The organism is Actinomadura macra NBRC 14102, assembly GCF_001552215.1.
Taxonomy (GTDB): domain Bacteria; phylum Actinomycetota; class Actinomycetes; order Streptosporangiales; family Streptosporangiaceae; genus Spirillospora; species Spirillospora macra.
Map to the genome: position 1 here is coordinate 605,884 of NZ_BCQT01000006.1, position 20,418 is coordinate 626,301.

21 protein-coding genes and 1 pseudogene are annotated in these 20,418 nt (G+C 71.4%); 8 read left to right on the top strand and 14 right to left on the bottom strand.

From position 1 onward, the window contains the following. Window positions 1-38 precede the first annotated feature (38 nt). The 5 genes from AMA02S_RS11890 (at window position 39) to AMA02S_RS11900 (ending at window position 3,045) form a co-directional block, all read left to right on the top strand. The gene (locus tag AMA02S_RS11890; protein ID WP_067456086.1) at window positions 39-1,112 is read left to right on the top strand and encodes an acetate/propionate family kinase; all 1,074 of its coding nucleotides are present in this window, start codon (window positions 39-41) and stop codon (window positions 1,110-1,112) included. A gap of 4 nt (window positions 1,113-1,116) precedes the next feature. Further along, window positions 1,117-1,692, top strand: a complete 576-nt coding sequence (locus AMA02S_RS44970; protein WP_084265002.1) for a sigma-70 family RNA polymerase sigma factor — start codon at window positions 1,117-1,119, stop codon at window positions 1,690-1,692. Then, window positions 1,632-2,231 carry a DUF222 domain-containing protein gene (locus AMA02S_RS11895; protein ID WP_067456089.1) on the top strand — a complete coding sequence of 200 codons (600 nt, stop codon included), beginning with the start codon at window positions 1,632-1,634 and terminating at the stop codon, window positions 2,229-2,231. The genes AMA02S_RS44970 and AMA02S_RS11895 overlap by 61 nt, the downstream gene beginning before the upstream one ends. 29 nt (window positions 2,232-2,260) lie before the next feature. Then, window positions 2,261-2,416, top strand: a complete 156-nt coding sequence (locus tag AMA02S_RS41630; protein ID WP_157430523.1) for a hypothetical protein — start codon at window positions 2,261-2,263, stop codon at window positions 2,414-2,416. Window positions 2,417-2,559: 143 nt separating this feature from the next. Next, the gene (locus AMA02S_RS11900) at window positions 2,560-3,045 is read left to right on the top strand and encodes a DUF4760 domain-containing protein (protein ID WP_157430524.1); all 486 of its coding nucleotides are present in this window, start codon (window positions 2,560-2,562) and stop codon (window positions 3,043-3,045) included. 60 nt (window positions 3,046-3,105) lie between these two features. Here AMA02S_RS11900 and AMA02S_RS11905 read toward each other — a convergent pair whose 3' ends face one another. After that, the gene (locus AMA02S_RS11905) at window positions 3,106-3,606 is read right to left on the bottom strand and encodes an Lrp/AsnC family transcriptional regulator (protein WP_067456094.1); all 501 of its coding nucleotides are present in this window, start codon (window positions 3,604-3,606) and stop codon (window positions 3,106-3,108) included. Window positions 3,607-3,709: 103 nt separating this feature from the next. On the opposite strand from AMA02S_RS11905, the gene AMA02S_RS11910 reads away from it, so the two are divergent. Further along, on the top strand, window positions 3,710-7,225 hold the full coding sequence (locus AMA02S_RS11910) for an indolepyruvate ferredoxin oxidoreductase family protein (protein WP_067456097.1): 3,516 nt from the start codon (window positions 3,710-3,712) through the stop codon (window positions 7,223-7,225). Between the two features lie 7 nt (window positions 7,226-7,232). Here the strand turns inward: AMA02S_RS11910 and AMA02S_RS11915 are convergent, their stop codons facing one another. Continuing rightward, window positions 7,233-8,033 carry a transporter substrate-binding domain-containing protein gene (locus AMA02S_RS11915; RefSeq protein WP_084265003.1) on the bottom strand — a complete coding sequence of 267 codons (801 nt, stop codon included), beginning with the start codon at window positions 8,031-8,033 and terminating at the stop codon, window positions 7,233-7,235. Between the two features lie 191 nt (window positions 8,034-8,224). On the opposite strand from AMA02S_RS11915, the gene AMA02S_RS11920 reads away from it, so the two are divergent. Next, the gene (locus AMA02S_RS11920) at window positions 8,225-8,767 is read left to right on the top strand and encodes a peptidoglycan-binding domain-containing protein (RefSeq protein WP_067456103.1); all 543 of its coding nucleotides are present in this window, start codon (window positions 8,225-8,227) and stop codon (window positions 8,765-8,767) included. Window positions 8,768-8,778: 11 nt separating this feature from the next. Here the strand turns inward: AMA02S_RS11920 and AMA02S_RS11925 are convergent, their stop codons facing one another. The 5 genes from AMA02S_RS11925 to AMA02S_RS11945 form a co-directional block, all read right to left on the bottom strand. Continuing rightward, a complete protein-coding gene (locus AMA02S_RS11925) occupies window positions 8,779-9,597 on the bottom strand; it encodes a hypothetical protein (protein WP_067456106.1) in 819 nt (272 codons plus the stop codon). A 22-nt stretch (window positions 9,598-9,619) separates the two neighbouring features. Next, window positions 9,620-10,405 (bottom strand): hypothetical protein, encoded by a 786-nt coding sequence (locus tag AMA02S_RS11930; RefSeq protein ID WP_067456109.1) that lies wholly within the window; start codon window positions 10,403-10,405, stop codon window positions 9,620-9,622. 95 nt (window positions 10,406-10,500) lie between these two features. Further along, window positions 10,501-11,190: a hypothetical protein gene (locus AMA02S_RS11935; protein WP_067456112.1), complete on the bottom strand. Its 690-nt coding sequence runs from the start codon at window positions 11,188-11,190 to the stop codon at window positions 10,501-10,503. 269 nt (window positions 11,191-11,459) lie between these two features. Continuing rightward, window positions 11,460-12,119 (bottom strand): TetR/AcrR family transcriptional regulator, encoded by a 660-nt coding sequence (locus AMA02S_RS11940; protein WP_067456115.1) that lies wholly within the window; start codon window positions 12,117-12,119, stop codon window positions 11,460-11,462. A gap of 256 nt (window positions 12,120-12,375) precedes the next feature. Beyond that, the gene (locus AMA02S_RS11945; protein WP_067456118.1) at window positions 12,376-13,821 is read right to left on the bottom strand and encodes an MFS transporter; all 1,446 of its coding nucleotides are present in this window, start codon (window positions 13,819-13,821) and stop codon (window positions 12,376-12,378) included. 74 nt (window positions 13,822-13,895) lie between these two features. Between AMA02S_RS11945 and AMA02S_RS11950 the strand changes: the two genes are divergently transcribed. Continuing rightward, window positions 13,896-14,432, top strand: a complete 537-nt coding sequence (locus AMA02S_RS11950) for a winged helix-turn-helix transcriptional regulator (RefSeq protein ID WP_218004913.1) — start codon at window positions 13,896-13,898, stop codon at window positions 14,430-14,432. A 175-nt stretch (window positions 14,433-14,607) separates the two neighbouring features. Here the strand turns inward: AMA02S_RS11950 and AMA02S_RS11955 are convergent. The 7 genes and pseudogenes from AMA02S_RS11955 to AMA02S_RS11985 form a co-directional block, all read right to left on the bottom strand. Then, window positions 14,608-15,219: pseudogene (locus tag AMA02S_RS11955) on the bottom strand (GTP-binding protein); the annotation flags it as partial. Beyond that, window positions 15,200-15,640 carry a DUF742 domain-containing protein gene (locus AMA02S_RS11960; RefSeq protein WP_245667464.1) on the bottom strand — a complete coding sequence of 147 codons (441 nt, stop codon included), beginning with the start codon at window positions 15,638-15,640 and terminating at the stop codon, window positions 15,200-15,202. The gene AMA02S_RS11960 and the pseudogene AMA02S_RS11955, both read right to left, overlap by 20 nt. A gap of 27 nt (window positions 15,641-15,667) precedes the next feature. After that, complete coding sequence (locus tag AMA02S_RS11965) at window positions 15,668-16,087, bottom strand: roadblock/LC7 domain-containing protein (RefSeq protein WP_067456121.1); 420 nt, start codon at window positions 16,085-16,087, stop codon at window positions 15,668-15,670. After that, window positions 16,084-18,636, bottom strand: a complete 2,553-nt coding sequence (locus AMA02S_RS11970) for a sensor histidine kinase (RefSeq protein ID WP_067456125.1) — start codon at window positions 18,634-18,636, stop codon at window positions 16,084-16,086. Before AMA02S_RS11970 ends, AMA02S_RS11965 begins: the two co-directional genes overlap by 4 nt. Window positions 18,637-18,640: 4 nt before the next feature. Further along, complete coding sequence (locus tag AMA02S_RS11975) at window positions 18,641-19,018, bottom strand: hypothetical protein (protein ID WP_067456128.1); 378 nt, start codon at window positions 19,016-19,018, stop codon at window positions 18,641-18,643. Between the two features lie 131 nt (window positions 19,019-19,149). Continuing rightward, window positions 19,150-19,668, bottom strand: coding sequence for an ATP-binding protein (locus AMA02S_RS11980; RefSeq protein WP_084265007.1), 519 nt, complete (start codon window positions 19,666-19,668; stop codon window positions 19,150-19,152). 135 nt (window positions 19,669-19,803) lie between these two features. Continuing rightward, the gene (locus tag AMA02S_RS11985) at window positions 19,804-20,385 is read right to left on the bottom strand and encodes a PadR family transcriptional regulator (protein WP_067456131.1); all 582 of its coding nucleotides are present in this window, start codon (window positions 20,383-20,385) and stop codon (window positions 19,804-19,806) included. Window positions 20,386-20,418: the final 33 nt, after the last annotated feature.

A 20,418-nucleotide genomic window follows, 5' to 3' on the forward strand; every position in this document is an offset into this window, starting at 1 on the left:
CGGCGGAGTCGAGGACACGACCGCACGGAAGGGAACACATGCGCGTCCTGACGGTCAACCCGGGATCGAGCAGCCTGAAACTGAGCCTGCTCGACGCCGGCGACACGGTCCTCACCGAGGCGTCCGGCCCCCGGCAGGAGATGGCGCCGCTGGTCAAGGACATGCCCAGGCCGGACGCCATCGGCGTCCGGTTCGTCCACGGCGGCACGGACTTCACCGCCCCCGTCCTCGTGAACGACGCCGTCACCGAACGGCTGCACGCCCTCGCCGACCTCGCGCCCCTGCACCAGCCGGCGTCGCTGCACGCCCTGTCGGAGATCACCGGCGTCCTGCCCGGTGTCCCGGCCGTGGCGTGCTTCGACACCGCCTTCCACGCCACGCTCCCGGAGGCCGCCGCCACGTACGCGCTCCCGGCCGACTGGCGGGAACGCTTCGGCCTGCGCCGCTATGGGTTCCACGGGCTCTCGTTCTCCTACGCCGTCCGCCGGGCCGGTGAGCTGCTCGGCACCGACCCGGCCACCCTCCGGATGGTGGTCTGCCACCTCGGATCCGGCGCGTCCCTGGCCGCCGTGGCGGACGGCGTCTCCATCGACACCACGATGGGATTCACGCCCCTGGAGGGTCTGGTCATGGCCTCCCGCGCGGGCAGCATCGACCCGGGCATCCCGCTCTGGCTGATCAAGCACGGGCTCTCCGCCCACGACGTCAACGACGTGCTCGAACACGGCTCCGGGCTGCTCGGCCTCACCGGCACCGGTGACATGCGCCGGATCCGCGAGCTGGCCGAGGGCCGCGACGTGACCGCCCTCGCCGCCCTGGACGTCTACCACCACCGCCTCCGCGCCTGCGCCGCCGCCATGATCGCGTCCCTCGGCGGCCTGGACGTGCTGGCGTTCACCGGCGGCGTCGGCGAGCACGCCCCGTCCGTCCGCATGCGCCTCGCCGAGGACCTCGCCTTCCTCGGCACCGCCGTCGACCCCGACCGCAACGCCGCCGCGGACGGCGACGCCGACATCACCTCCGACGGCGCCGCCGTCCGCGCCCTCGTGATCGCCGCCCGCGAGGACCTGGAGATAGCGGCAGGAGTCCGGCAGGTCCTCACCCGCAGGTGAGAGCATGTGCGCATGCCGGAACCCGTATGCCGCACCTGCGGAGAGCCCCTTCCGCCGTCGGACGGCAGGCCGGGGCGCGCGCCCGAGTACTGCTCGGCGGCCTGCCGCCAGAAGGCGTAGCGGTCGCGGCAGGCCGGCGGCGGCGATCCGGACGGGCGACGAGTGGTCGTTCGCCGGGCTGGTCGAGCCGTACCGGCGTGAGCTCCAGGTGCACTGCTACCGGATGGTCGGCTCCTTCGACGACTCGGAGGACCTCGTCCAGGAGACGCTGCTCAAGGCGTGGCGGAACCGGGCCGGGTTCGAAGGACACTCCAGCCTCCGCGCCTGGCTCTACAAGATCGCCACCAACACGACCCTGGACTTTCTGAGGCGCCACGAGCGGCGCCCCCAGCAGTACGGGCCGAGCCCCCTCCTCCCAACAGACGGCGTGACGGCGTCACCGTTCCTGCCCTGGTTGCAGCCGTTCCCCGACTCACCAAGCCCGCAGGCGCCGATGACCGCCGCGACCTGTCGGAGCGGATGGCGGCGGCCCTCACCAGCGTCCTTTCCGGCGGTCACACCGCCACCAAGGTCACCGTGATCTGCGACCTGGACACCCTCACCGGCGGTACCGCCCCGGCCCGCCTCGCCGACGGAACCCCCATCCCCGCCGAACAGGCCCGACGTATCGCCCTCAATGCCGGGGTATCCCCGCTGCTGCTGGGACGCGGCCACCTACCGCTCTACCTCGGCCACGGCCGCCGGTTCGCCAGCCCCGCCCAACGCCGCGTCCTCGAGACCATCTACCCGACGTGCGCCGTCCAGGGCTGCGAAGTCCCCGGCCATCTGTGCGAAGTCGACCACGTGAACGGCTGGGTCCTCAGACACAGCCCCACCGGCATCGACAAGCTCGCTCTCTGCTGCGGATGGCACAACCGCTTCAAGCACACCGCCCCGGCCCGGCTCCACATCACCACCGACGAGAGCGGCCGCTACACCTACCGCCTCCTCCCACCTCCGAACACCGCGCGCCCGAACCCGTGGTACCAGGCTCCACCGGCACCCACGCCCCGTCGGGTTGGCCTCCGTCCCCGCACACGTAGCCACGCCACCCGAACCAACAGCCGTCCATGCGGTTAACGCCAGACCGCTGGCCCGTAGCCTCACGGATGACCTTCTTCATTTGCGCCGGGACGCTACGCACCTTCCTCCGTACTCCCCACCCGGTCGCCTACGCCCAGCTGCTCCAGACGCCGGCCTGCGAGATCTGGCTGCGCTCCCGGCGGAGCTTGACGCGAACCCCGGCCACCGGCGGCGGAAGGTGATGACCTCGCCCTAGGAGGGCACGGTGTTCCCCACAACACGCACCGCCGCCTCCTCGACCGTGGCCGTGTCCGCCCGGCGGAACCCGGCACTGTTCCCAGGAGTCTGACCGACCGAAATCGCCGTCGAATCCGAGGTGGTCGGGATGCTGCTCAACCTGGTCGCGATCGCGCTGTCCGCGCTGGCCCTCGCCTGTTCCACCTACCTGGCCCACCGCCAGGTGACCCTGATGCATCGCTCCGCCTACCTGCCCGTCTACCTGGCCTTCCTCAACGAGTTCCGGTCGATGGAGTTCCACGACCGCTACCGGTTCGTCTGCGAGCGGCTACCGCACGAGCACGAGCCCGGCAACGGCCTGTCGGGGTTACCTGACGAGGCGAGACGGGCTGTGCTGGACATCGCCTACTACTTCCAGAACCTCATCCTCGTCTGGCGGCTCAGCCTGCTGGACGAGCAGGTCCTCGCGACGATGGGAATCCGGTTCCTCCGGGTCTGGGACGCGATCGCACCTTTCGTCGAGCGCGAACGCGAACTCATGGGCGCTCCCGAATTCCGGCTGATGAGCAGCCTCGAAGCCTTCGCCGAGGAGGTCAGGCAGAGCCGCCCACCCAGGCGCCGTCGGCTCCTCTAGGAGCCCACCGCCTCCGACCACCCGTCAGTCACCTGCCACCAACGTCTCGACCCGAGCCGTCTAGCGGCCTGGTCTGCGGGCTTCGGCTCGGGCGCGGCGTTCCTCGTCCTCCAGGAGCGGGCCTATGCGGAAGGGGACCTGATGGGTGAGGACGATCGAGGTCGTGCTGCGCCGGACCCCCGGGCAGGCGAGGATCGAGTCGATCACCTCGTGGAGCTGCCTGCCGTTCGGGGCCGCCGCGCGGACGAGGAGATCGCCCTGGCCGGTGATGCCGAGCACCTCCAGGACGCGGGGAATCGCGGCCAGGGCGGCGGCGGCCTCGCGGAGACGGCCTTGGGCCACCTCCAGGGTGACGAAGGCGGTGAGGTCGAAGCCGAGGGCGTCCAGGTCGACTTCGCGGCCGCGGTGGCCGATCACGCCGTCGCGTTCGAGGCGTTCGACGCGGGCGTGGGCGGTGTTGCGGGCGATGCCGAGCCTTGCGGCCAGTTCGGTGACACCGATGCGGGGCTGCTCGACGAGGCGGCGCAGGATCTGGATGTCGAGCAGGGTGGGGCGCGTCACAACGCTCACCTCCGGCGGGTAACTCGGTTCTGACTTGAGCAATCCGCTCAATTGTGGCGTTCACATCTTGCACGCCGCTCAGCGAGGGGGGCTCAATGCACGCATGACCACCATCGCTGCCTCTGGGAACCCGCTCCGCGACCGGCTGGAGCTGGAGCGCGGGCGGATCGCCGTCGGCGGTGTGCAGGCCCTCGTCCGGCTGCTGCTCGACCAGCGGCGCGCGGACATCCGCAGGGGCTGGACGACCGCCGGGTTCGTCTCCGGGTACCGGGGGTCGCCGCTCGGCGGGCTCGACCAGCAGCTCATGCGGGACGCGGCGCTGCTCGGCGAGCACGACATCCGGTTCGTGCCCGGCGTGAACGAGGAGCTGGCGGCGACGGCGGTGTACGGGTCGCAGCTCGTGGAGCATCTACCTGGGCCGCGCTACCAGGGCGTCTTCGGACTCTGGTACGGCAAGGCGCCCGGCGTGGATCGCTCCATGGACGCGTTCAAGCACGCGAACTGGCTCGGCACGAGCGAGCGCGGCGGGGTCCTCGCGGTGGTGGGGGACGATCCGTCCTGCAAGTCCTCGACGCTTCCGTCGGCGACGGAGGGCGCGCTTGCCGAGGCGTTCATGCCGGTGCTGGTCCCCGCGTCCATCGGGGACGTGCTGCGGCTGGGCCGCGCGGGCTTCGAGATGTCCCGGTTCAGCGGGGCCTGGGTCGGTTTCAAGGTCGTGACGGACGTCGCGGACTCCCATGAGGTCGTGGACGTCGCACCGGTACCGGACCATGTCGTCCCCGAGTGGGAGTGGCGGGGGCGGCCCTGGCGGCCGACCCGCAGGCCGGGGGTGGATCTGAAGGACACGACGTCCCTGGAGGCCGAGGTGCTGGACGGGCGGCTCCGGGCCGCCACCGCGTTCGCCGCCGCGAACGGCCTCGACCGGATCGAGGGCGCGGCGGACGCGACGATCGGGCTGGTGGCGGCCGGCCGCACCTACCTTGAGCTGCGCGAGGCCCTCGACCGGCTCGGGTTGGACGAGGACGCGCTGGCCCGGCGCGGGGTCCGGCTGCTGCGGCTGGCGCTGATCCATCCGCTCGACCGGGCCCGGATCAGGGAGTTCGCGGACGGGCTCCGCGAGATCGTCGTCGTCGAGGAGAAGCGCGCGTTCGTCGAGACGCAGATCCGGGACGTCCTGTACGACGCGGCGGAGCGGCCCGCCGTGCTCGGCAAGCATGGCCCGGACGGGGCCCCGTTGATCCCGGCGGACGGCGGGCTGGACGCCGACCGCCTCACGAAGGCGCTCGCCCGGCTGCTCGCCGACCGGATCGGCGAGCAGCACCTCGACCTGCGCGACCCGGTGCTGCGGCCGCGCAAGCCGACGCTGAACCTGATCTCCGCCGCCCGGACGCCGTTCTTCTGCTCGGGATGCCCGCACAACCGGTCGACGGTCGTCCCGGCCGGGTCGGTCGCGGCGAGCGGCATCGGATGCCACGTCATGACCGTGTTCAACGACCGCAGCATCGGCACGACGCAGATGGGCGGGGAGGGCGCGATGTGGGTCGGCGCGGCGCTGTTCAGCGACACCGCGCACATGTTCCAGAATCTCGGCGACGGCACGTTCTTCCACTCGGGCAGCCTGGCGGTCCGGCAGGCCGTGGCGGCGGGCACGAACATCACCTTCAAGCTGCTGTACAACGCCGCCGTGGCGATGACGGGCGGGCAGGACGCCGACGGCGGCGCCGACCCGGCGGCCGTGACGCGGATGCTGCACGCCGAGGGCGTCGCGAGGATCGTCGTGGTGGCGGACGACCCGTCCCGCTACCCGCGCGGGACGGACTGGGCGCCGGGTGTCCGGGTCCGGCACCGCGACGACCTCGACGCCGTCCAGCGGGAGTTGCGCGAGATCCCGGGCGTGACCGTGCTGTTGTACGACCAGGCGTGCGCGGCGGAGACGAGGCGCAAGCGCAAGCGCGGGCAGGCGCCGGACCCGGCCGCCCGCGTGCTGATCAACGAGGCGGTGTGTGAAGGGTGCGGCGACTGCGGCACCGCGTCGAACTGCCTGAGCGTCGAGCCGGTGGAGACCGAGTTCGGGCGCAAGACACAGATCAACCAGACGTCCTGCAACAAGGACTACTCCTGCCTTGACGGCGACTGCCCGTCGTTCCTCACCGTGATCCCGGGCGGCACGAAGGCCGCCGCGCCGTCCCTCGCGCCGATCGGTGCGCCACCCGAGCCGGCCGCGCGTCCGGTGGCGGCGGACATCCTGCTCGTGGGCATCGGCGGGACGGGCGTCGTCACCGTCAACCAGGTCCTCGCGACCGCCGCGCTGCTCGACGGGCGGCACGCCCGGGCGCTCGACCAGACCGGCCTCAGCCAGAAGGCCGGGGCCGTGGTGTCGCATCTGCGGATCGGGGACGCCGACCGGGACCGACCGGGGATGGTCGGCGCGGGCGGCGCGGACACCTACCTGGTGTTCGACTCCCTCGCCGGCACGTCCGAGGCGAACCTGCGCCGCTGCGCGCCCGGCCGGACCGCCGCGGTCGTGTCCACCAGCGAGGTCCCTACCGGACGGATGATCACCGACACCGCGGCGGCGCTGCCGCCGAGCGCGTCGCTGGTGCGGCGGATCGCCAACCGCACGGACGCCGCGCGGCTCGTCGCGCTGGACGCCCTCGGACTCGCCGAACGCTGGTTCGGCGGCACTACCACGGCCAATTTCGTCGTGGTCGGCGCCGCATACCAGTCCGGGCTGCTGCCGCTGTCGGCCGCCGCGATCGAGGAGGCGCTCGCCCTCAACGGCGTGCAGGTCGAGGCGAACGTGCAGGCGTTCCAGGCCGGGCGGCGGCTCGTCCTCGACCCCGGCTTCGCCGACGGTGCATCCGCGGACGCCGCCGCGGGCGTCCAGGCCGTCGCGCGGCCCTTGGACGCCACGGCGCCCGCCGCGCTGAACCTGGTCGCCGCGTCGAGCGCGGACGGCGAGTTGCTGCGCGTGCTGCGGATCCGCGTCCCCGACCTCGCCGCCTACCAGGACCTCGCGCTGGCCAGGCGCTATCTGGACGCCGTCCTCCGCGTGGCGGACGTGGAGCGCGCCGCGGGCGTCCCCGGGCAGCGGCTCGCGGTCGCCGTCGCGCGCAACCTGTACAAGCTCATGGCCTACAAGGACGAGTACGAGGTCGCCCGGCTGCACCTCGACCCGGAGCTGGCCCGGCGGGTCGAGGAGCGGTTCGGTCCGGGCTCGACCGTCCGGTACATGCTGCACCCGCCCGTCCTCAAGGCCCTGGGCATGGACCGGAAGATCGCACTCGGCCGGACGGCGCGCCCCGCGTTCCACGTTCTGCGGGCGATGCGGCGGCTGCGCGGCACCCGCCTCGACCTGTTCGGCGCGACCGCGCACCGCCGGGCCGAACGGCGGCTGATCGCCGAGTACCGCGCGGTGATCGTCGAGCTGCTCGCCGGCCTGGACGCGGAGCGGCACGACCTCGCGGTGCGGATCGCGGAGCTGCCGGACATGATCCGGGGGTACGAGGACGTCAAGACCGCCGGCATCGCCCGCTACCGCGATGAGCAGCGCAGGCTGCTCAGCTCCTGGCGCGACGCGCCGGCCGGGAAGGACGGGCGGGCGGGGGCGCTGACCTGAGGACGGCTCAGACGCAGCCCTCGAACTGCGGGATCTCCACCTTCGAGAGATCGAGGCCGGTGCCGGTGAACCACTTGGTGATCAGCTTCTGGGCGGTGCCGTCCTGGTACATCTGCGTGATCGCCCGGTTGAGCGCCTCGCACCCGTCCACATCACCGCGGCGCAACCCGATACCGGTGTTCTGCTCGCTGATCCGGGCGTTGACCAGCCGGTACCCGCTGCCCTCCCGCCGGATGAGCCCCGCCAGGATCACGTCGTTGGTGGTGATCGCGTCGACCGCCCGCGCGCGGATCTTCGCCATGCACTCGTCATAGTTCGTCGCGGGGACGATCCGCGCCGCCATCCCGTGCAACGCCAGCAGCCGCTCGACCGGGTCGGAGCCCCCCACCCCGCAGAACCGCCGGCCCTTCAGGTCGCGGACGCCCCTCGCCGGTTCCTCCTTCCGGACAAGGACGTCCTGATAGGACACGTAGTACGGGCCCGCGAAGGAGATCATCGTCTTGCGCTCCGGCGTGACTGACAGGGTCGCGAGCACCATGTCCGCCCGTCCGGACGTCAGCAGCGGGATCCGGTCGGACGAGTAGGCCTGGATGAACCGGACCTTGCGCCCGATCCGGTCCGCCACGTACCGGGCGACGTCGATGTCGAAGCCCTCGAACGTCCCGTCCGCACGGCGCTGCCCGAGCCCGGGAAGGTCCGGCCGTACGCCCACGACCAGGGTGTCCTTGTCGAGCAGGGACTCCCCGCCACCGTCCCCGCAGGCCGTCAGCAGCCCGCCCAGCAGCACAACCGTCGAGAGCAGGCGCATCGGCCTTGTCATACGCACACCGGAGATGATTCCGGGTCCGCCGCCACAGTCAAGACCCGCCCCCGGAAGAGTCCTTTGACTGTCAAGCAAAAGCCCCGGTTCGGCACTGGCGCAACCTGGCCATCGCCGAACAATCGCAGGTCAAGCGGCCTCTAATCCTGCATAACCGAAAAGCTGGAAGGAACCCCCCCATGAATTTCAAGCGGATCGCCATCGCGAGCACGGTCGCCGCGGCCGTCGTCGCGAGCGGCACTGCGCTGGCCACCCCCGCGTCCGCCGACACCACCTCCTACGCCGCGCCGTACGGTTACTGGCCCGTCCTGCGGCAGGGCCAGGTCAGCGAGAACGTCCGCGCCCTCCAGTGGTTCCTGAGCTGCGACGGTTACGACCAGCCCGCCCCCTCGCACTACGGCCCGAAGACCACCGCGAACGTCAAGGCGTTCCAGCAGCGCTACCTGACCTCCTTCGACGGCAACACCGGCGCCCTCACCTGGAAGGCCCTGCTCACCCACGCCGCGCCCACCGGCTACGGCCAGAAGAACCACTGCGTCAAGGCGCTACAGGTCCTGCTCAACAAGTGGCGCTACAACGACGACCTGCCCATCACCGGCTACCACGGCCCGCGCACCAAGAAGAAGCTCATCCGCTTCCAGTCCGGGCACGGCCTCCCGGCGACCGGCACCCCCGACCTGCGCACCTACCACAAGCTGATCGCGACCGCCCCGGGCGCGTGACCGCCGGGCCGCTATCTGCCGGTGCGGGCGGGCAGGGCGGTGTAGGGCTTGAAGGTCAGGTACTGGACGAAGACCGCCGTGTTCGTCCCGGCCTTGGCGGGCAGGCCGCCCCGCCAGTCCACCAGTCCGTTGAACAGGCTGGCCGGACCGCAGCCGGTGGCCTTGGGCGCCGCGAACACGTTGTCGACCAGCGTCATCTTGTAGGTGGGCGGGTCGGGGGCGACGTCGACGGGCGGGCTGCCGGTGATCGGCTTGTTGGGCGGCGGCGGCCTGGTCGTGCCGACGGTCAGCGAGAGGGTGACCGGGGCGTCCTTGGTACCGATGGCGCACTGGTCGCCGACCAGCGGATTCTGGACACCGATCTTGAGCTTGAGCCTCAGCAGCGTCTGGGGGTCGACATTGAACTCGGGCGTCGCGGCCAGCGTGGGCTTGGCGCTCACCTGAAGCACGGGCAGCACGTCCGTGCCGGGGATTCCGAGCACACCGCCGTCCACCCGGATGGGGTCGCCCTTCAGCGGCACCACGATCGTCTTCTGTTCGAGCGTCTCGGGGTCGTAGCCGATCGCGTACGTCAGCCTGAGCGGCTTGACGATCGCCTGGTCGATCCGTCCCACCTGGAGACGCCCGCCGCTGATCACGCCGACGTTGCAGTTCCACAGGGACGGGTCGTCGCCCGCGGGCAGCTTCGGGCAGTCCTCGAAGGTGAGGCCGGGAGGCAGGGGCTCGCGAGCGGGTACCGCGGACGCGCCGGCGGGTGCCGCGAGGGCCGTGGTGCCGATCGTCACGCCGAGCGCGAGCGCGGTTCCGCGGCTTGCGGGGGTCGCTCTCATGGGGTGCTCCCTCGTGACGCGGCTAGGACGGGATCTCGGTGTAGGACTTGAAGCTCACGTACTCGGAGAAGATCGCGGTGTTCTTCCCTGCCGCGGACGGCAGCGCCGCCTGGAGGTCGACCGCCCAGTTCAGCGCCCCGGCGAGACCGCAACCCCGGGCGGCGGGGACGGCGAAGGAGTTGTCCACCATCGTCGCCTTAAAGATCGGCGGGTTCTTCGACACGTCGACCGGCTGGCTGCCCGAGATCGGCTTGTTCGGCGGCGGCGGCTTGGTCGTCCCGAACGTGAGGCGGAGCTTGACGGCCGCCGCGTCCGACCCGATGGAGCAGGACTGGCCGAGGACGGGATTGATCACGCTGACCTTGAGGTTCAGCAGCACGTCGCCGTCCCGCAGGTCCATGAACCCCGCGTACTCGGGACGCGCGTACACGGCGGTGAGGATCGGGTCGCCGAAGATGCCCGGCTTGACCAGCATCGCCGCGGCCTCGAAGCCGCCGACGAGCACCTTCTGCTCCAGGGTCTCGGGATCGAATCCCACCGCGTAGGTGATCGTGATCGGGGACGTGAGCCGCTGGTCGAAGCGCCCGAACGTGAACTGCCCGCCGGTGATGACGGCGACGTTGCAGTTCCAGAAGGAGGGGTCGCTGCCCGCGGGCAGCTTCGGGCACTTGGCGAAGCTGAAGCGCGGGATCGGCTCCGCCGAGACCGGCGGGGCGAGGACGGCGGACAGCGCGATGGGCGACAGGACGGCGGCGATGGCGAGGACGGCTCTCGTGGCCGGACCGCGCAGGCGGAGCGGGGGTCTCACAGCGTTCTCCGTGGGGTGGGGACAGGAGCGGGCTGCCGGTGAACTGGTGTGGAGGCCGCCCCGGCTCCGGGACCGGGGCGGCCTGCGGCGCTCGATCAGGGACCGAGGACGAGGTCGGCGCCGCCGGGAGCGGTCAGGATCTGGTACCGACCGTTGGCCGAAGCGCTCGCGGGGCAGCCGCTGGTGTTCTCGGCGTTCGCGACCTTCTGCAACGACTGGCCCTTGAGCTCAGCTTGGGAATGCGGATTCGCGGTGTCTGGCCGGGCAGGATTGCTGCCGTTGTACAGGTCGATGGTGAGCGGAGTGCTGCCCGTGAGCCCGTAGTGGCAGGTCTCGGTGCGCCCCAGTGAGGTGAGCTGGAGGACGGCCTTGACGTCCACGCTCGGATTCGGGGCGTTGATCTTCAGATAGCCGTCGCGGCCACCCTTCACCGGGTCGTAGACCACCGATCCGCCGGTGTAGGGGAGCTTGCTCGCGGTGATCGTGTCGCTGCCGCCGAAGTTGTTGGTGCAGCCGGTGAGCGCGATGTCCTTGAGGGAGCCGGTGCTGCCGTCGGAGACCACCGAGGCGACGAGGGTCGCGCCGGTGCAGGTGGTGGTGATCAGGCCGACGCCCGGCCCGTTGCCCGACAGCCGGGTGCTGGTGAGGTTGGTGGCCTTGACGTCGCCGTTGTAGGGCGCACCACCCGAGGTGATCGTTGTGGAGGCGAGCGCCGCGGTCGCGGTGACCAGCAGGAGGGCACCGGCTCCGAGGGCGGGGAGCACGATCGTGGACGGTTTCGGCACCGTAGCGGTCCTTTCACACAGGGGCGGGGGGTCCGTGGCCCTCGCACCGAAACATAAACTGGAACGTTTCTCAAGTACGGCGCCGTACCCAATGATCACGGAGACCCTTTTCGGCATCGGGGTACGGTGACGTACCCAATGTCCTTATCGAAGGCTGGAAACGCGGACGAGGGTTTCCGGACGCGTCCCTAGATGGCCTGATACGGCCAAGCCCGGAGAACCAGAGCACGGCGCCAAAGGACGGGAGTCAACCAAGGAGAAGGGCGGACCTAGCGATCCGTGGTGGTCTCCGGCGGTACCGGGAGGACGAACATTCCGACCAGGCCACGCCACAGCCCGGGGAGCAGGTGGGCCTCACCCTGGCTGATCCTGCTGTACACCACCTCGTGGACTCCGCCGACGATCACCTCGGCGGTCAGTTCCGGCTCGGGGCAGCCGGGATACAGCGCCAGCAGGTGCGTCACGATGGTCGCGTTGAAGTGCTGCTTCACCTCGTCGCGCCGCGCGACGGCGTCCGGGCCGGCCGCCATCACCTCCACCACGCACATCCGCGCGGCGAGCGGCTCGGCGGCCAGGAAGTCCAGCAGCGCGGCGAGTCCGGCACGCAGTCGCGCGTCCGGGGCCGCGTGCGTGTCGAAGGCGGCGGAGACGGCGTCGACCAGCCGCGTGGCGACCGAGTCGTAGGCCGCGAAGAACGCCTCTTCCTTGTTCCGGAAATGCTCATAGAACGTCTTCTTGGAAACGGCCGACAGCGTCACGACGGAATCGACGGTGAGCTGCGCGTACCCCTTCGAGCCGACGATGCCGATCACCGCCTGGAGGATGCGGCCCCGCTGGTTGCTGGCCACATAACTGCGCGAAAGGCGATGCCGCCCGGACGGCAGCCGTGCCGCGCCCTGTGCCCGGCGCACCCCGTCGACCTGTTCCATACTCAGCCCGCCGCGTCGGTTCCGTGTAATCCAACCCCGCAGCAATTCTAGGGCGTGTCCATTGCAATCCCGGCCCCTGATGGCGGCACCAGAGGGGTCGCACCCCAGTGGGCGCCCTCCTCCGGATGGAAGGCGCCCACCGTGGCGAGTGGGCGACGGGACGAACCGGACCGCCTGGCGGGCCGTCCGGGTCAAGGTTTCGTCCGCGCCCGGGCTCTGGTCTTGCTCACAGGGGTCGTACTGACGATGGCCTTGCTCACGAGGTTCCGGCGACCGCCTCCTGTTCTCTTCCGGGGACGTGTTCGGTTTCGGGAACGTTCGGGGACGGCTGGGGACGCCGCCGCGGGGACATGCCGAGGCCCGCCGCCGCGGCCACGACCATGAAGGCGCCGACGACCAACCAGGCGTGCACGTAGCCGCGGTGGGCGTCGGCGTAGCCGTGCGGGGTGCCGAGCACCGCGACGGCCAGGCTCACGCCGAGGACGCTGCCGACCTGGCGGCTCATGTTGACGACGGCGCTACCGGTCGCGAACCTGTCGGCCGGCAGGTCCGCGGCGGAGGCCGAGAGGATGGTGGGCAGCGCCAGGCCGACGCCCGTCCCGCCGATGAGCCAGCCCGGCAGCAGCTCGGACGCGTACGCCGGCGACTGTCCGAGGCTCACCGCGATGAGCGCGACGCTGGCCGCGCACAGCAGGCACCCGGCGGCGGTGATCCGGCCGACGGGGACGCCGCGGGCGGCCAGCTTCCCGGCGATCAGCGCCATCACCGGGACCATCAGCGGGCCGGGCGCGACGCCGAGCCCGGTCCGGATCGCCGAGTACTGCCAGACCTGCTGCATCCACAGCACGCCGAGGAGCAGGTTCGCGGCGAAGGCGACGGTGAACAGCAGGATGGCCGCGTTCGACCAGAAGAAGGTCCGCACCGCCAGCAGGGACGGCTCGATCACCGGCGCCGGGTGACGCACCGAGCGGGCCCAGAAGCCGCCGAGGACGACCACCGCGGCGGCGACGGCGAGCAGGGTCCGCTGCGCCGGCCAGTCATTGATCTTCACGAGGGCGAGCGCCAGCAGCGCGATGGCCGCCGTCAGCACCGCGGCGCCCGGCAGGTCGGGGACGCGCGCCGCCGTGCCCTCGCGGGAGTCGGGGACGTAGCGGAGCGCGAGCAGCGCCGCGAGCAGGCCGATCGGGACGTTCACCTCGAACACCCAGCGCCACGACACGTCCACCAGGACGCCGCCGAGCGCGGGACCCGCCGCGGCGGCGAGCGCGGAGGATGCCGACCAGATCCGTACCGCGCCGGCCCGCCGTCCGGGTGGGAACACCGCCAGCAGCAGGCCGAGGCTGGTGGGGATGAGCGCCGCAGCGCCCACCGCCTGGACGACGCGGAAGACGACCAGCCACCACAGGGAGGGGGCCGCGGCGCACGCCTGCGAGGCGAGCGTGAACACGGCGAGACCGAGGAGCAGGCCCGACTTGCGACCGTAGCGGTCGGCGAGTCGGCCGAGCGGGACCAGCAGCGCCGCGAACACGATCGCGTAGCCGTTCAGCACCCAGGACAGGTCGGCGAGCGATTCCCCGGGGAAGTCGCGTCCGATGTCGTCGAAGGCCACGTTGACGATGAACAGGTCGAGGCCCGCCATGAAGGAGGCGACGCAGAGCACGGCGAGAGCCGACCCGGAGCGAACCTGACTTTGTTGCACCATAGTCAGGGAGGCTAGCGAGGAGGCTGACTTTGGTCAATAGAAGTCAGGTGGATTCGCTGCGTATACTCGGCCGCGTGACGATCACACTCGAGGGGCACTTCGCCGACCGGTCCGCCTGGTCGATGCAGAACTGCCCGGTGGCCAGGACGCTGTCGGCGCTCGGCCCGCCGTCGGCGGTCCTGGTGCTCAGCGAGGCCTACTTCGGGACGAACCGTTTCGGAGACTTCGTCCGCAATCTCGGCATGACCGAATCCGCCGTCACAGCCCGGCTGCGGCACCTGGTGAAGGCCGGATTGCTGAGCAAGGAGCCGTATCAGGAACCCGGCCAGCGCACTCGTTACGAGTACCACCTGACGAAGATGGGCCTCGATCTCGCGCCGACTCTGGTCGGCCTCATGGAGTGGGGCGAGACCTACCTCCCGCACGAGGAGGGCCGCCAGGTCATGCTCACCCACGCCGGATGCGACGAACCGGTCGCGTCGCAGGTGCGCTGCGCGTCCGGCCACGACGTCCCGGTCAACGAGATCATCATGCGTCCGCCGCACGAGCCCGAAGGGTGGTCCCCGGAGCCCGGGGAAGCGGACGTCCAGGGAGACGGGGATCACGCCTGACCCGGACGCCCGCCCCCAGCACCGGGCGACGCGTCCTACGCCCGGCCGCTCCTCACTCTTCCACAGGGGACCGCGCAGGGGGGACGGCTTGCCACAGGCGCAGCCCCGGCGCGGTACGCGGTCCCGACGGACGCCCCGGCGCGTGGCCCGGGCCCGGCCCGGGCACCGGCGCACCGCTGGCCAGGCGCAATGCGTGCTCGACGAGCGCCACCAACACGTCCTTCGCCGACACCTCCTGCCGGGCGTCGCATAGCAGGACGGGCACATGCTGGTCAATGTCCAGTGCCATGCGGACCTCCGGCGGCTCGTAGCGGTCGGCGCCCTCGAAGCAGTTGACGGCGACCACGAACGGCGTGCCCTTCTCCTCGAAGTAGTCGATGGAGGCGAAGCTCGCCGTGAGCCGCCGCGTGTCGGCCAGCACCACGGCACCGAGCGCGCCGCGCGACAGCTCGTTCCACATGAACCAGAACCGCTCCTGGCCCGGCGTCCCGAACAGGTAGATCGCGACGCCGTCGCGCAGGGTGATGCGGCCGAAGTCCATGGCCACGGTGGTGGTGGTCTTGGCCGCCACGCCTTCGAGGTCGTCCACGCCGACGCTCGCGTCGGTGAGCGCCTCCTCGGTGCGCAGCGGGCGGATCTCGCTGACCGCGCCGACGAGGGTCGTCTTGCCGGCCCCGAATCCCCCCGCGACGAGGATCTTGAGCGCGACGCGGGGGCCGTCGTATCGGTCGTCGGTCCCGTCGCTGGAAGGGCCGCCGGGCGGGGGGTCAGAGCGCACGGAGTTCATCGAGCACCCTCCTGAGCAGGTTCTGGTCGGTATGGGGCTGGACGGACGGCTCCGACCACTGCTGGACACGCACGAAACCCGAGTCCAGCAGGTCGCCCGCGAGCACGCGGACGACGCCGAGCGGCAGGTCGAGCTCGGAGCCGAGATCGGCAATGGTGTGCGGGCGGCGGCACAGCGCGAGCAGGCGGCGCTGCTCGCGCGAGAGCCGGCCGAGTTCGGGCGGTCGGGCGCCGGTCGCGACGAGGATCGCCACGATGTCCAGCGGCTCCCCGCTCGGGCGGGTCCGGCCACGCGTCACCGCGTAGGGGCGGACGATGGGTCCGGCGGCGTCGTCCAGCCACCGTTCCCGCCCGGGACCCCGCGCACCGCCGGGTACCCCGGGCACGCCGGGAGGACCCGGCACCCCCGGGGTACCGGGCACGCTAGGGACGCTGGGGTCCATGGGAGGTCACCCGGATCCAGGTCCCGGTCTGGTCTGTCTCAGGCCGGTGGACAGCTGTTTGCCGACCCGCTTGACCAGCATCGTCATCTCGTAGGCGACGAGGCCCGCGTTGGCGCCGACATCGCTGAGCAGCGCCAGGCAGCTGTTGGCCCCGGCCGGGACGACGAAGAACAGGCCCCCGTCCATCTCGATGAGGGTCTGCCGGACCTCGCCGGAGTCCAGTTGTGGCCGGGCCCCGATGGCGAGGCTGTGGAAACCGGCGGCCAGCGCGGCGAGGTACTCGGCGTCCTCGCGCCCGACGCCGCGCGAGGCGCCCATGACCAGGCCGTCGCGCGACAGCACGACGACCTTGCGGACCTGCGGGACCCGGTCCACGAGGTCGTCCAGCAGCCAGCCCAGTTCGGCGGCGACACCCTGATACGTCATGATCTTCCCTCCATACCGTCTGCCGGCCCTTCGTTCTCACGCCCGCGAAGCCATCCCGCCTGTAGCGAGGCGAACAGGTCACGGGACGCCTCCGCCGAACGCTCCTCCCACACCGAGAGCGCGTCGCTCTCCTGCGGCGGCGCGGGCGGCCCGGCGTCGCGCAGTTGCGGGGCGAGGCTGGCTCGCCGGACGCGGCGGGGCAGCGGGGCTCGCCCGTCCCCCGGCGGCGCGCCGAACGATCCCGGCGGATCTGGAATCGGGGTTCCGGACACCGGCGTTTCGGACATCGGAGTCTGGTACACCGGGGTTTCGGGCGTCGGGGTCTCCGGCATCACGGCCTCGGGCATCGGGGTTTCGGGCGCCGCGGTGAAGGCACCCGTCCCGTTCGCAGGCGCGGGCGGCGGGGACGGCACCGGGGGCACTGGGGGCGGCACCGGCGGCGCGTCGTAGGCCACCGGCGCGTTGAGCATCGCCGTGGACGTCGGGTACGCCCCGTTCGAGCCGTTCCCCGGGACGTGGTCCACGCGGAACGGTTCCGTCGGCACCGGGCGCGCGACGGGAACATCCCACGGCCCCGGCGCGGCCGGCCTGGCCGCGGGCGGCGCGGCGGCGAGTTCGTCCTCGGGCTGGTCCACGTCCACGATCAGCGGGGCGGGGATCAGCACCACCGCGCTGACCCCGCCGTACAGGGACGGCTGTAGCGCGACCTTGATGCCGTGCCTGCCCGCGAGCCGCGCGACGACGAACAGACCGAGGCGGTCGGTGACGGCGAGGTCGAACTCGGGGGGCCGCGACAACCGCAGGTTCAGCGCGTCCAACTCGGCCTGGTCGAGCCCGATCCCGCGGTCGATGATGTCGACCGCGAAGCCGTTCGCGCCCATCTCGCCGCGGACCAGCACCTCGGTCGGCGACGGCGAGAACACCGTGGCGTTCTCGATCAGCTCGGCGAGCAGGTGGATCACGTCGGCGACCGTCTCGCCGATCACGGCGGCCTGGCCGGAGACCACGACGATCTCCACCCGGGTGTAGTCCTCCACCTCCGAGACGGCGGCGCGCAGCACGTCCTCGACGTGCACCGGCTTGCTCCAGCCCCGGCCCGGGGACGTCCCGGACAGGATGACCAGGCCCTCGGCGTGCCGGCGCATGCGGGTGGTGAGGTGGTCGAGCCGGAACAGGTCCTCCAGCGCCTTCGGGTCGGACGCACTCCGCTCCATCTCGTCCAGCATGCGGAGCTGGCGGTGCAGCAGCGACTGGCTGCGCCAGGCGACGTTCAGGAACACCCGGCTGATGCCCTGCCGCAGGTAGGACTCGCGGACGGCGGTGTCGATCGCGGTGTACTGCACCTGGGTGAACGCGTCACCGACGCGGGCGACCTCCCGGCTCTTGCCGATGACGAGCGGCGGCGCCTCCGCGTCGACGTCCACCTCCTCGCCCCGGCGCAGCCGGGCGACCACGGCGGGCAGCCGGTCCTCGGCGAGGTCGAGGGCGGCCCGCTGGAGGTCGCGCAGCTCACGCGACAGGCTGCGGGCGGCCAGCAGCGACAGCACGATGGACGCGACCACCGCGAGCAGCCCGAAACCGCCGGCGAGGACGAGCCGCAGCACGATCCGCTCACCGATGGGCTTGGCCAGCTCGTTCAGCGCCAGACTCGCCTGGGTGACCTTCTGCTCCCACGCCTGCGACAACAGTGTGGTGGTCGCGGCCCAGTCGCCGGCCTCGGCGGGCAGCCGGTCGCCGCGCGCGTTCACGATCGCCGCCTCGGCCGCCCGGTACCGCTGGAAACCGTCGGACGCGGCGAGTTGTTGCAGCGGTTTGCGGATGTCCTCGCCGAGGTCGGCGAGCCCGGAGTCGAACTCCTGCTGACCGTTGGCGGCCCACTGGACGAACGCGGTGTGCTCGGCGGGGGTCAGCCGGCCGTTCTTCGCCAGCGCGGCCGTGACCAGCGCGTCCTCGCGGAGCATGTACGCGCGCGCGTTACCGATCGCGATGAGCGCGCGCCCCTGCTCGAAGATGGCCAGGTCGTTGACCGTCACCAGGCCGGTGAAGACGCGGATGACGTCGTCGAGGACGGTGCTGTAGGAGTCGATGACCTCCAGCGTGGAGGCGCGCCCGGAGTCGACCTTCGCGCGCAGCCCCGGGAGGCGGTCGAGTGAGGTGACCGCCTCGTCGAGCCGCTGCTTGGTCTCCTGCTTCGCCGCGTCCATCGCGTCCTTGGACAGCGCCGACTGGCGGAACTTCGCCTGGACGGCGCTGACCCGCGCCCGCTGCGCGCCGAGCTTCTGCCGGTCCTGCGGGGTGCGGGTGCTCAGCGCGACGATGCTGAGCGAACGTTCCTGCTGGAGCTGCCCGACCAGATAGATCCCCGGCAGCCCCATCTTCTCGTAGGTGGTGGAGAAGTCGTACTTGTCGTGCGCCGCACCGAGCGTGATGTTCGCCGCGAACGCCCACAGGGTGATCAGCGAGATCAGCGGTACGAGCAGCAGGGCCGTGATGCGCAGCCGGATCGGGCGCCTGCGCCGGCTACCGGACGTCGACCTGTCGGTGGCCATCAGGTCACGCTCCCGGCTCGGGATGGAACACGGCCGACGGCCGCGTCCCGTCCAGCGCGGCGCGGGCGACGAGGTCGCGGAGCCGCTCGGTGATCATTTCGACGGCCTCCGCGTGCCCGCGGGCCGCCTTCTCCCGTGTCGTGTAGCGCCCGATATCGGCGTGCATCGCCAGATCGGACACGATCGTCTGCCATAGCAAAGGTCTCCCATTCGCCGCGAATCCCAGGTCGGTCACGGTGAACCAGGTCGAGATGACCACGACGACCCCGCCGACGCGGACGACATCCTGCGCGAGCAGGCGTCCCCGCACGTCCAGCAGCAGCCGTTGCGCCTCGTCCGAGGTGACGCGTTCACCGTCCGACCGGTACCAGTCCACGGACATCGCACATCCCATCGCCGCCGGTCAGCGCGCCGTTCCGGGACGGCGCACCGGCAGGTAACCGCGGGCATGCCGGTGTTACGCGCGTGGCCTCCCACCGCCCGCGTGACCGGCGGGACGCTGCGCGGCGATGCTCAGTGCGAGGGCCGCTCGTCACGCGGCCAGGCGCGCATCTCACACCAGACGGACTTTCCGGATGGGGTGTGGTCGGTGCCGTGCCGTTCGGCGATGACCGCGACGAGGAACCAGCCCCGTCCCGTCTCCTCCATCAGGTCGATCTGCCGGGCCCGCGGGACCGCGGGGCTCGTGTCATGGACCTCGACGCGCAACCGCGACCCGGCGCGCAGCAGGCGCAGGCGCAACGGCGCACCCGGGATCGTGGCGTGCTGGACGGCGTTGGTGACGATCTCCGAGACCAGGACCTCCGCGTCGTCGCGGACGTGCCCGATACCGGAGGCGGTGGTGACGGCCCGGCTGAAGTTCCGGGCCCGGGGGACCGACTCGAGTGTCGCGGGCAGGTTCAGCTCGCCCAGCAGGATGGGGGTTCGGGCCACCGCAGCGGGCGGGGCGACCGCCGTGGTGGTGCCGGCGTGTTCCGGCGCTTCGGCTTGGGCCTCGTTAGGCAACTCGATGGTGTGGTGTTCGCCCGACATACGGAACGCCTCCTTGACTAAGGCGTGGTGGCCCGGCGGGGGGCCACATGGGGGTAGGTGCCGCTGCCGCCGCCGTTCGGGCGAGCGTCGGAGCGGTGTGCGAGGGGAGGCGGCCGGACGGCCCACGGACGGCGGTCATGCCGGCTCACCCCCCTCGGCGGTGGCGCCGGCCCTGGCGCGTAGCAGCCGGGCGGTGCTCGTGAACCACTCGTGGTTCTCCTGCTCGAACCGCCGGCCCCGCAGGCAGGTCAGGTACGGGCCGATCGGTGCGGCACTCTGCAGGAACGCCTCCTCGTCGAGGTCGCCGCGCAGGTGTCTCAGGGTGTGTTCGAACAGCTCGATCTTCGCGGCGGACGCCAGGGCGCGCTCCTCCAGCTGCGCGATCACCGCGTCCGCGGAGATGTGGTCCACGGCCTGCACCATGACGAGCAGGTTCTCGCGGATGATCCCGGGCTTGGCCGGGGTGGCGGCGAAACGTTCCAGTTCGTCGACACCGGCCTGCGTGACGGTGTACACGCGTTTGTTCGGGCGGTCATGCTGGATGATCTGCCGTCCGCTGATCAGGCCTTCGGTCTCCAACCTCGACAGCTCCGAATAGAGCTGCTGCGGTACGGCATGCCAGAAGTTGGAGACCGACAAATCAAAGATCTTGGCGAGCTGGTAGCCGCTGTACTCACCGTCCAGCAGCGCCGCCAGCACCGCGTGACGAAGTGCCATCGGCTGTTCTCCCTGCCTTGACTCAGGGTTGCG

Excerpts from the sequence above, each read along its gene's own strand:
- AMA02S_RS11890 (WP_067456086.1), top strand. The coding sequence starts at position 39 with ATGCGCGTCCTGACGGTCAACCCGGGATCGAGCAGCCTGAAACTGAGC.
- AMA02S_RS44970 (WP_084265002.1), top strand. The coding sequence starts at position 1,117 with ATGTGCGCATGCCGGAACCCGTATGCCGCACCTGCGGAGAGCCCCTTC.
- AMA02S_RS11895 (WP_067456089.1), top strand. The coding sequence starts at position 1,632 with ATGGCGGCGGCCCTCACCAGCGTCCTTTCCGGCGGTCACACCGCCACC.
- AMA02S_RS41630 (WP_157430523.1), top strand. The coding sequence starts at position 2,261 with ATGACCTTCTTCATTTGCGCCGGGACGCTACGCACCTTCCTCCGTACT.
- AMA02S_RS11900 (WP_157430524.1), top strand. The coding sequence starts at position 2,560 with ATGCTGCTCAACCTGGTCGCGATCGCGCTGTCCGCGCTGGCCCTCGCC.
- AMA02S_RS11910 (WP_067456097.1), top strand. The coding sequence starts at position 3,710 with ATGACCACCATCGCTGCCTCTGGGAACCCGCTCCGCGACCGGCTGGAG.
- AMA02S_RS11915 (WP_084265003.1), bottom strand. The coding sequence starts at position 8,033 with ATGCGCCTGCTCTCGACGGTTGTGCTGCTGGGCGGGCTGCTGACGGCC.
- AMA02S_RS11920 (WP_067456103.1), top strand. The coding sequence starts at position 8,225 with ATGAATTTCAAGCGGATCGCCATCGCGAGCACGGTCGCCGCGGCCGTC.
- AMA02S_RS11925 (WP_067456106.1), bottom strand. The coding sequence starts at position 9,597 with ATGAGAGCGACCCCCGCAAGCCGCGGAACCGCGCTCGCGCTCGGCGTG.
- AMA02S_RS11940 (WP_067456115.1), bottom strand. The coding sequence starts at position 12,119 with ATGGAACAGGTCGACGGGGTGCGCCGGGCACAGGGCGCGGCACGGCTG.
- AMA02S_RS11945 (WP_067456118.1), bottom strand. The coding sequence starts at position 13,821 with ATGGTGCAACAAAGTCAGGTTCGCTCCGGGTCGGCTCTCGCCGTGCTC.
- AMA02S_RS11965 (WP_067456121.1), bottom strand. The coding sequence starts at position 16,087 with ATGACGTATCAGGGTGTCGCCGCCGAACTGGGCTGGCTGCTGGACGAC.
- AMA02S_RS11970 (WP_067456125.1), bottom strand. The coding sequence starts at position 18,636 with ATGGCCACCGACAGGTCGACGTCCGGTAGCCGGCGCAGGCGCCCGATC.
- AMA02S_RS11975 (WP_067456128.1), bottom strand. The coding sequence starts at position 19,018 with ATGTCCGTGGACTGGTACCGGTCGGACGGTGAACGCGTCACCTCGGAC.
- AMA02S_RS11980 (WP_084265007.1), bottom strand. The coding sequence starts at position 19,668 with ATGTCGGGCGAACACCACACCATCGAGTTGCCTAACGAGGCCCAAGCC.
- AMA02S_RS11985 (WP_067456131.1), bottom strand. The coding sequence starts at position 20,385 with ATGGCACTTCGTCACGCGGTGCTGGCGGCGCTGCTGGACGGTGAGTAC.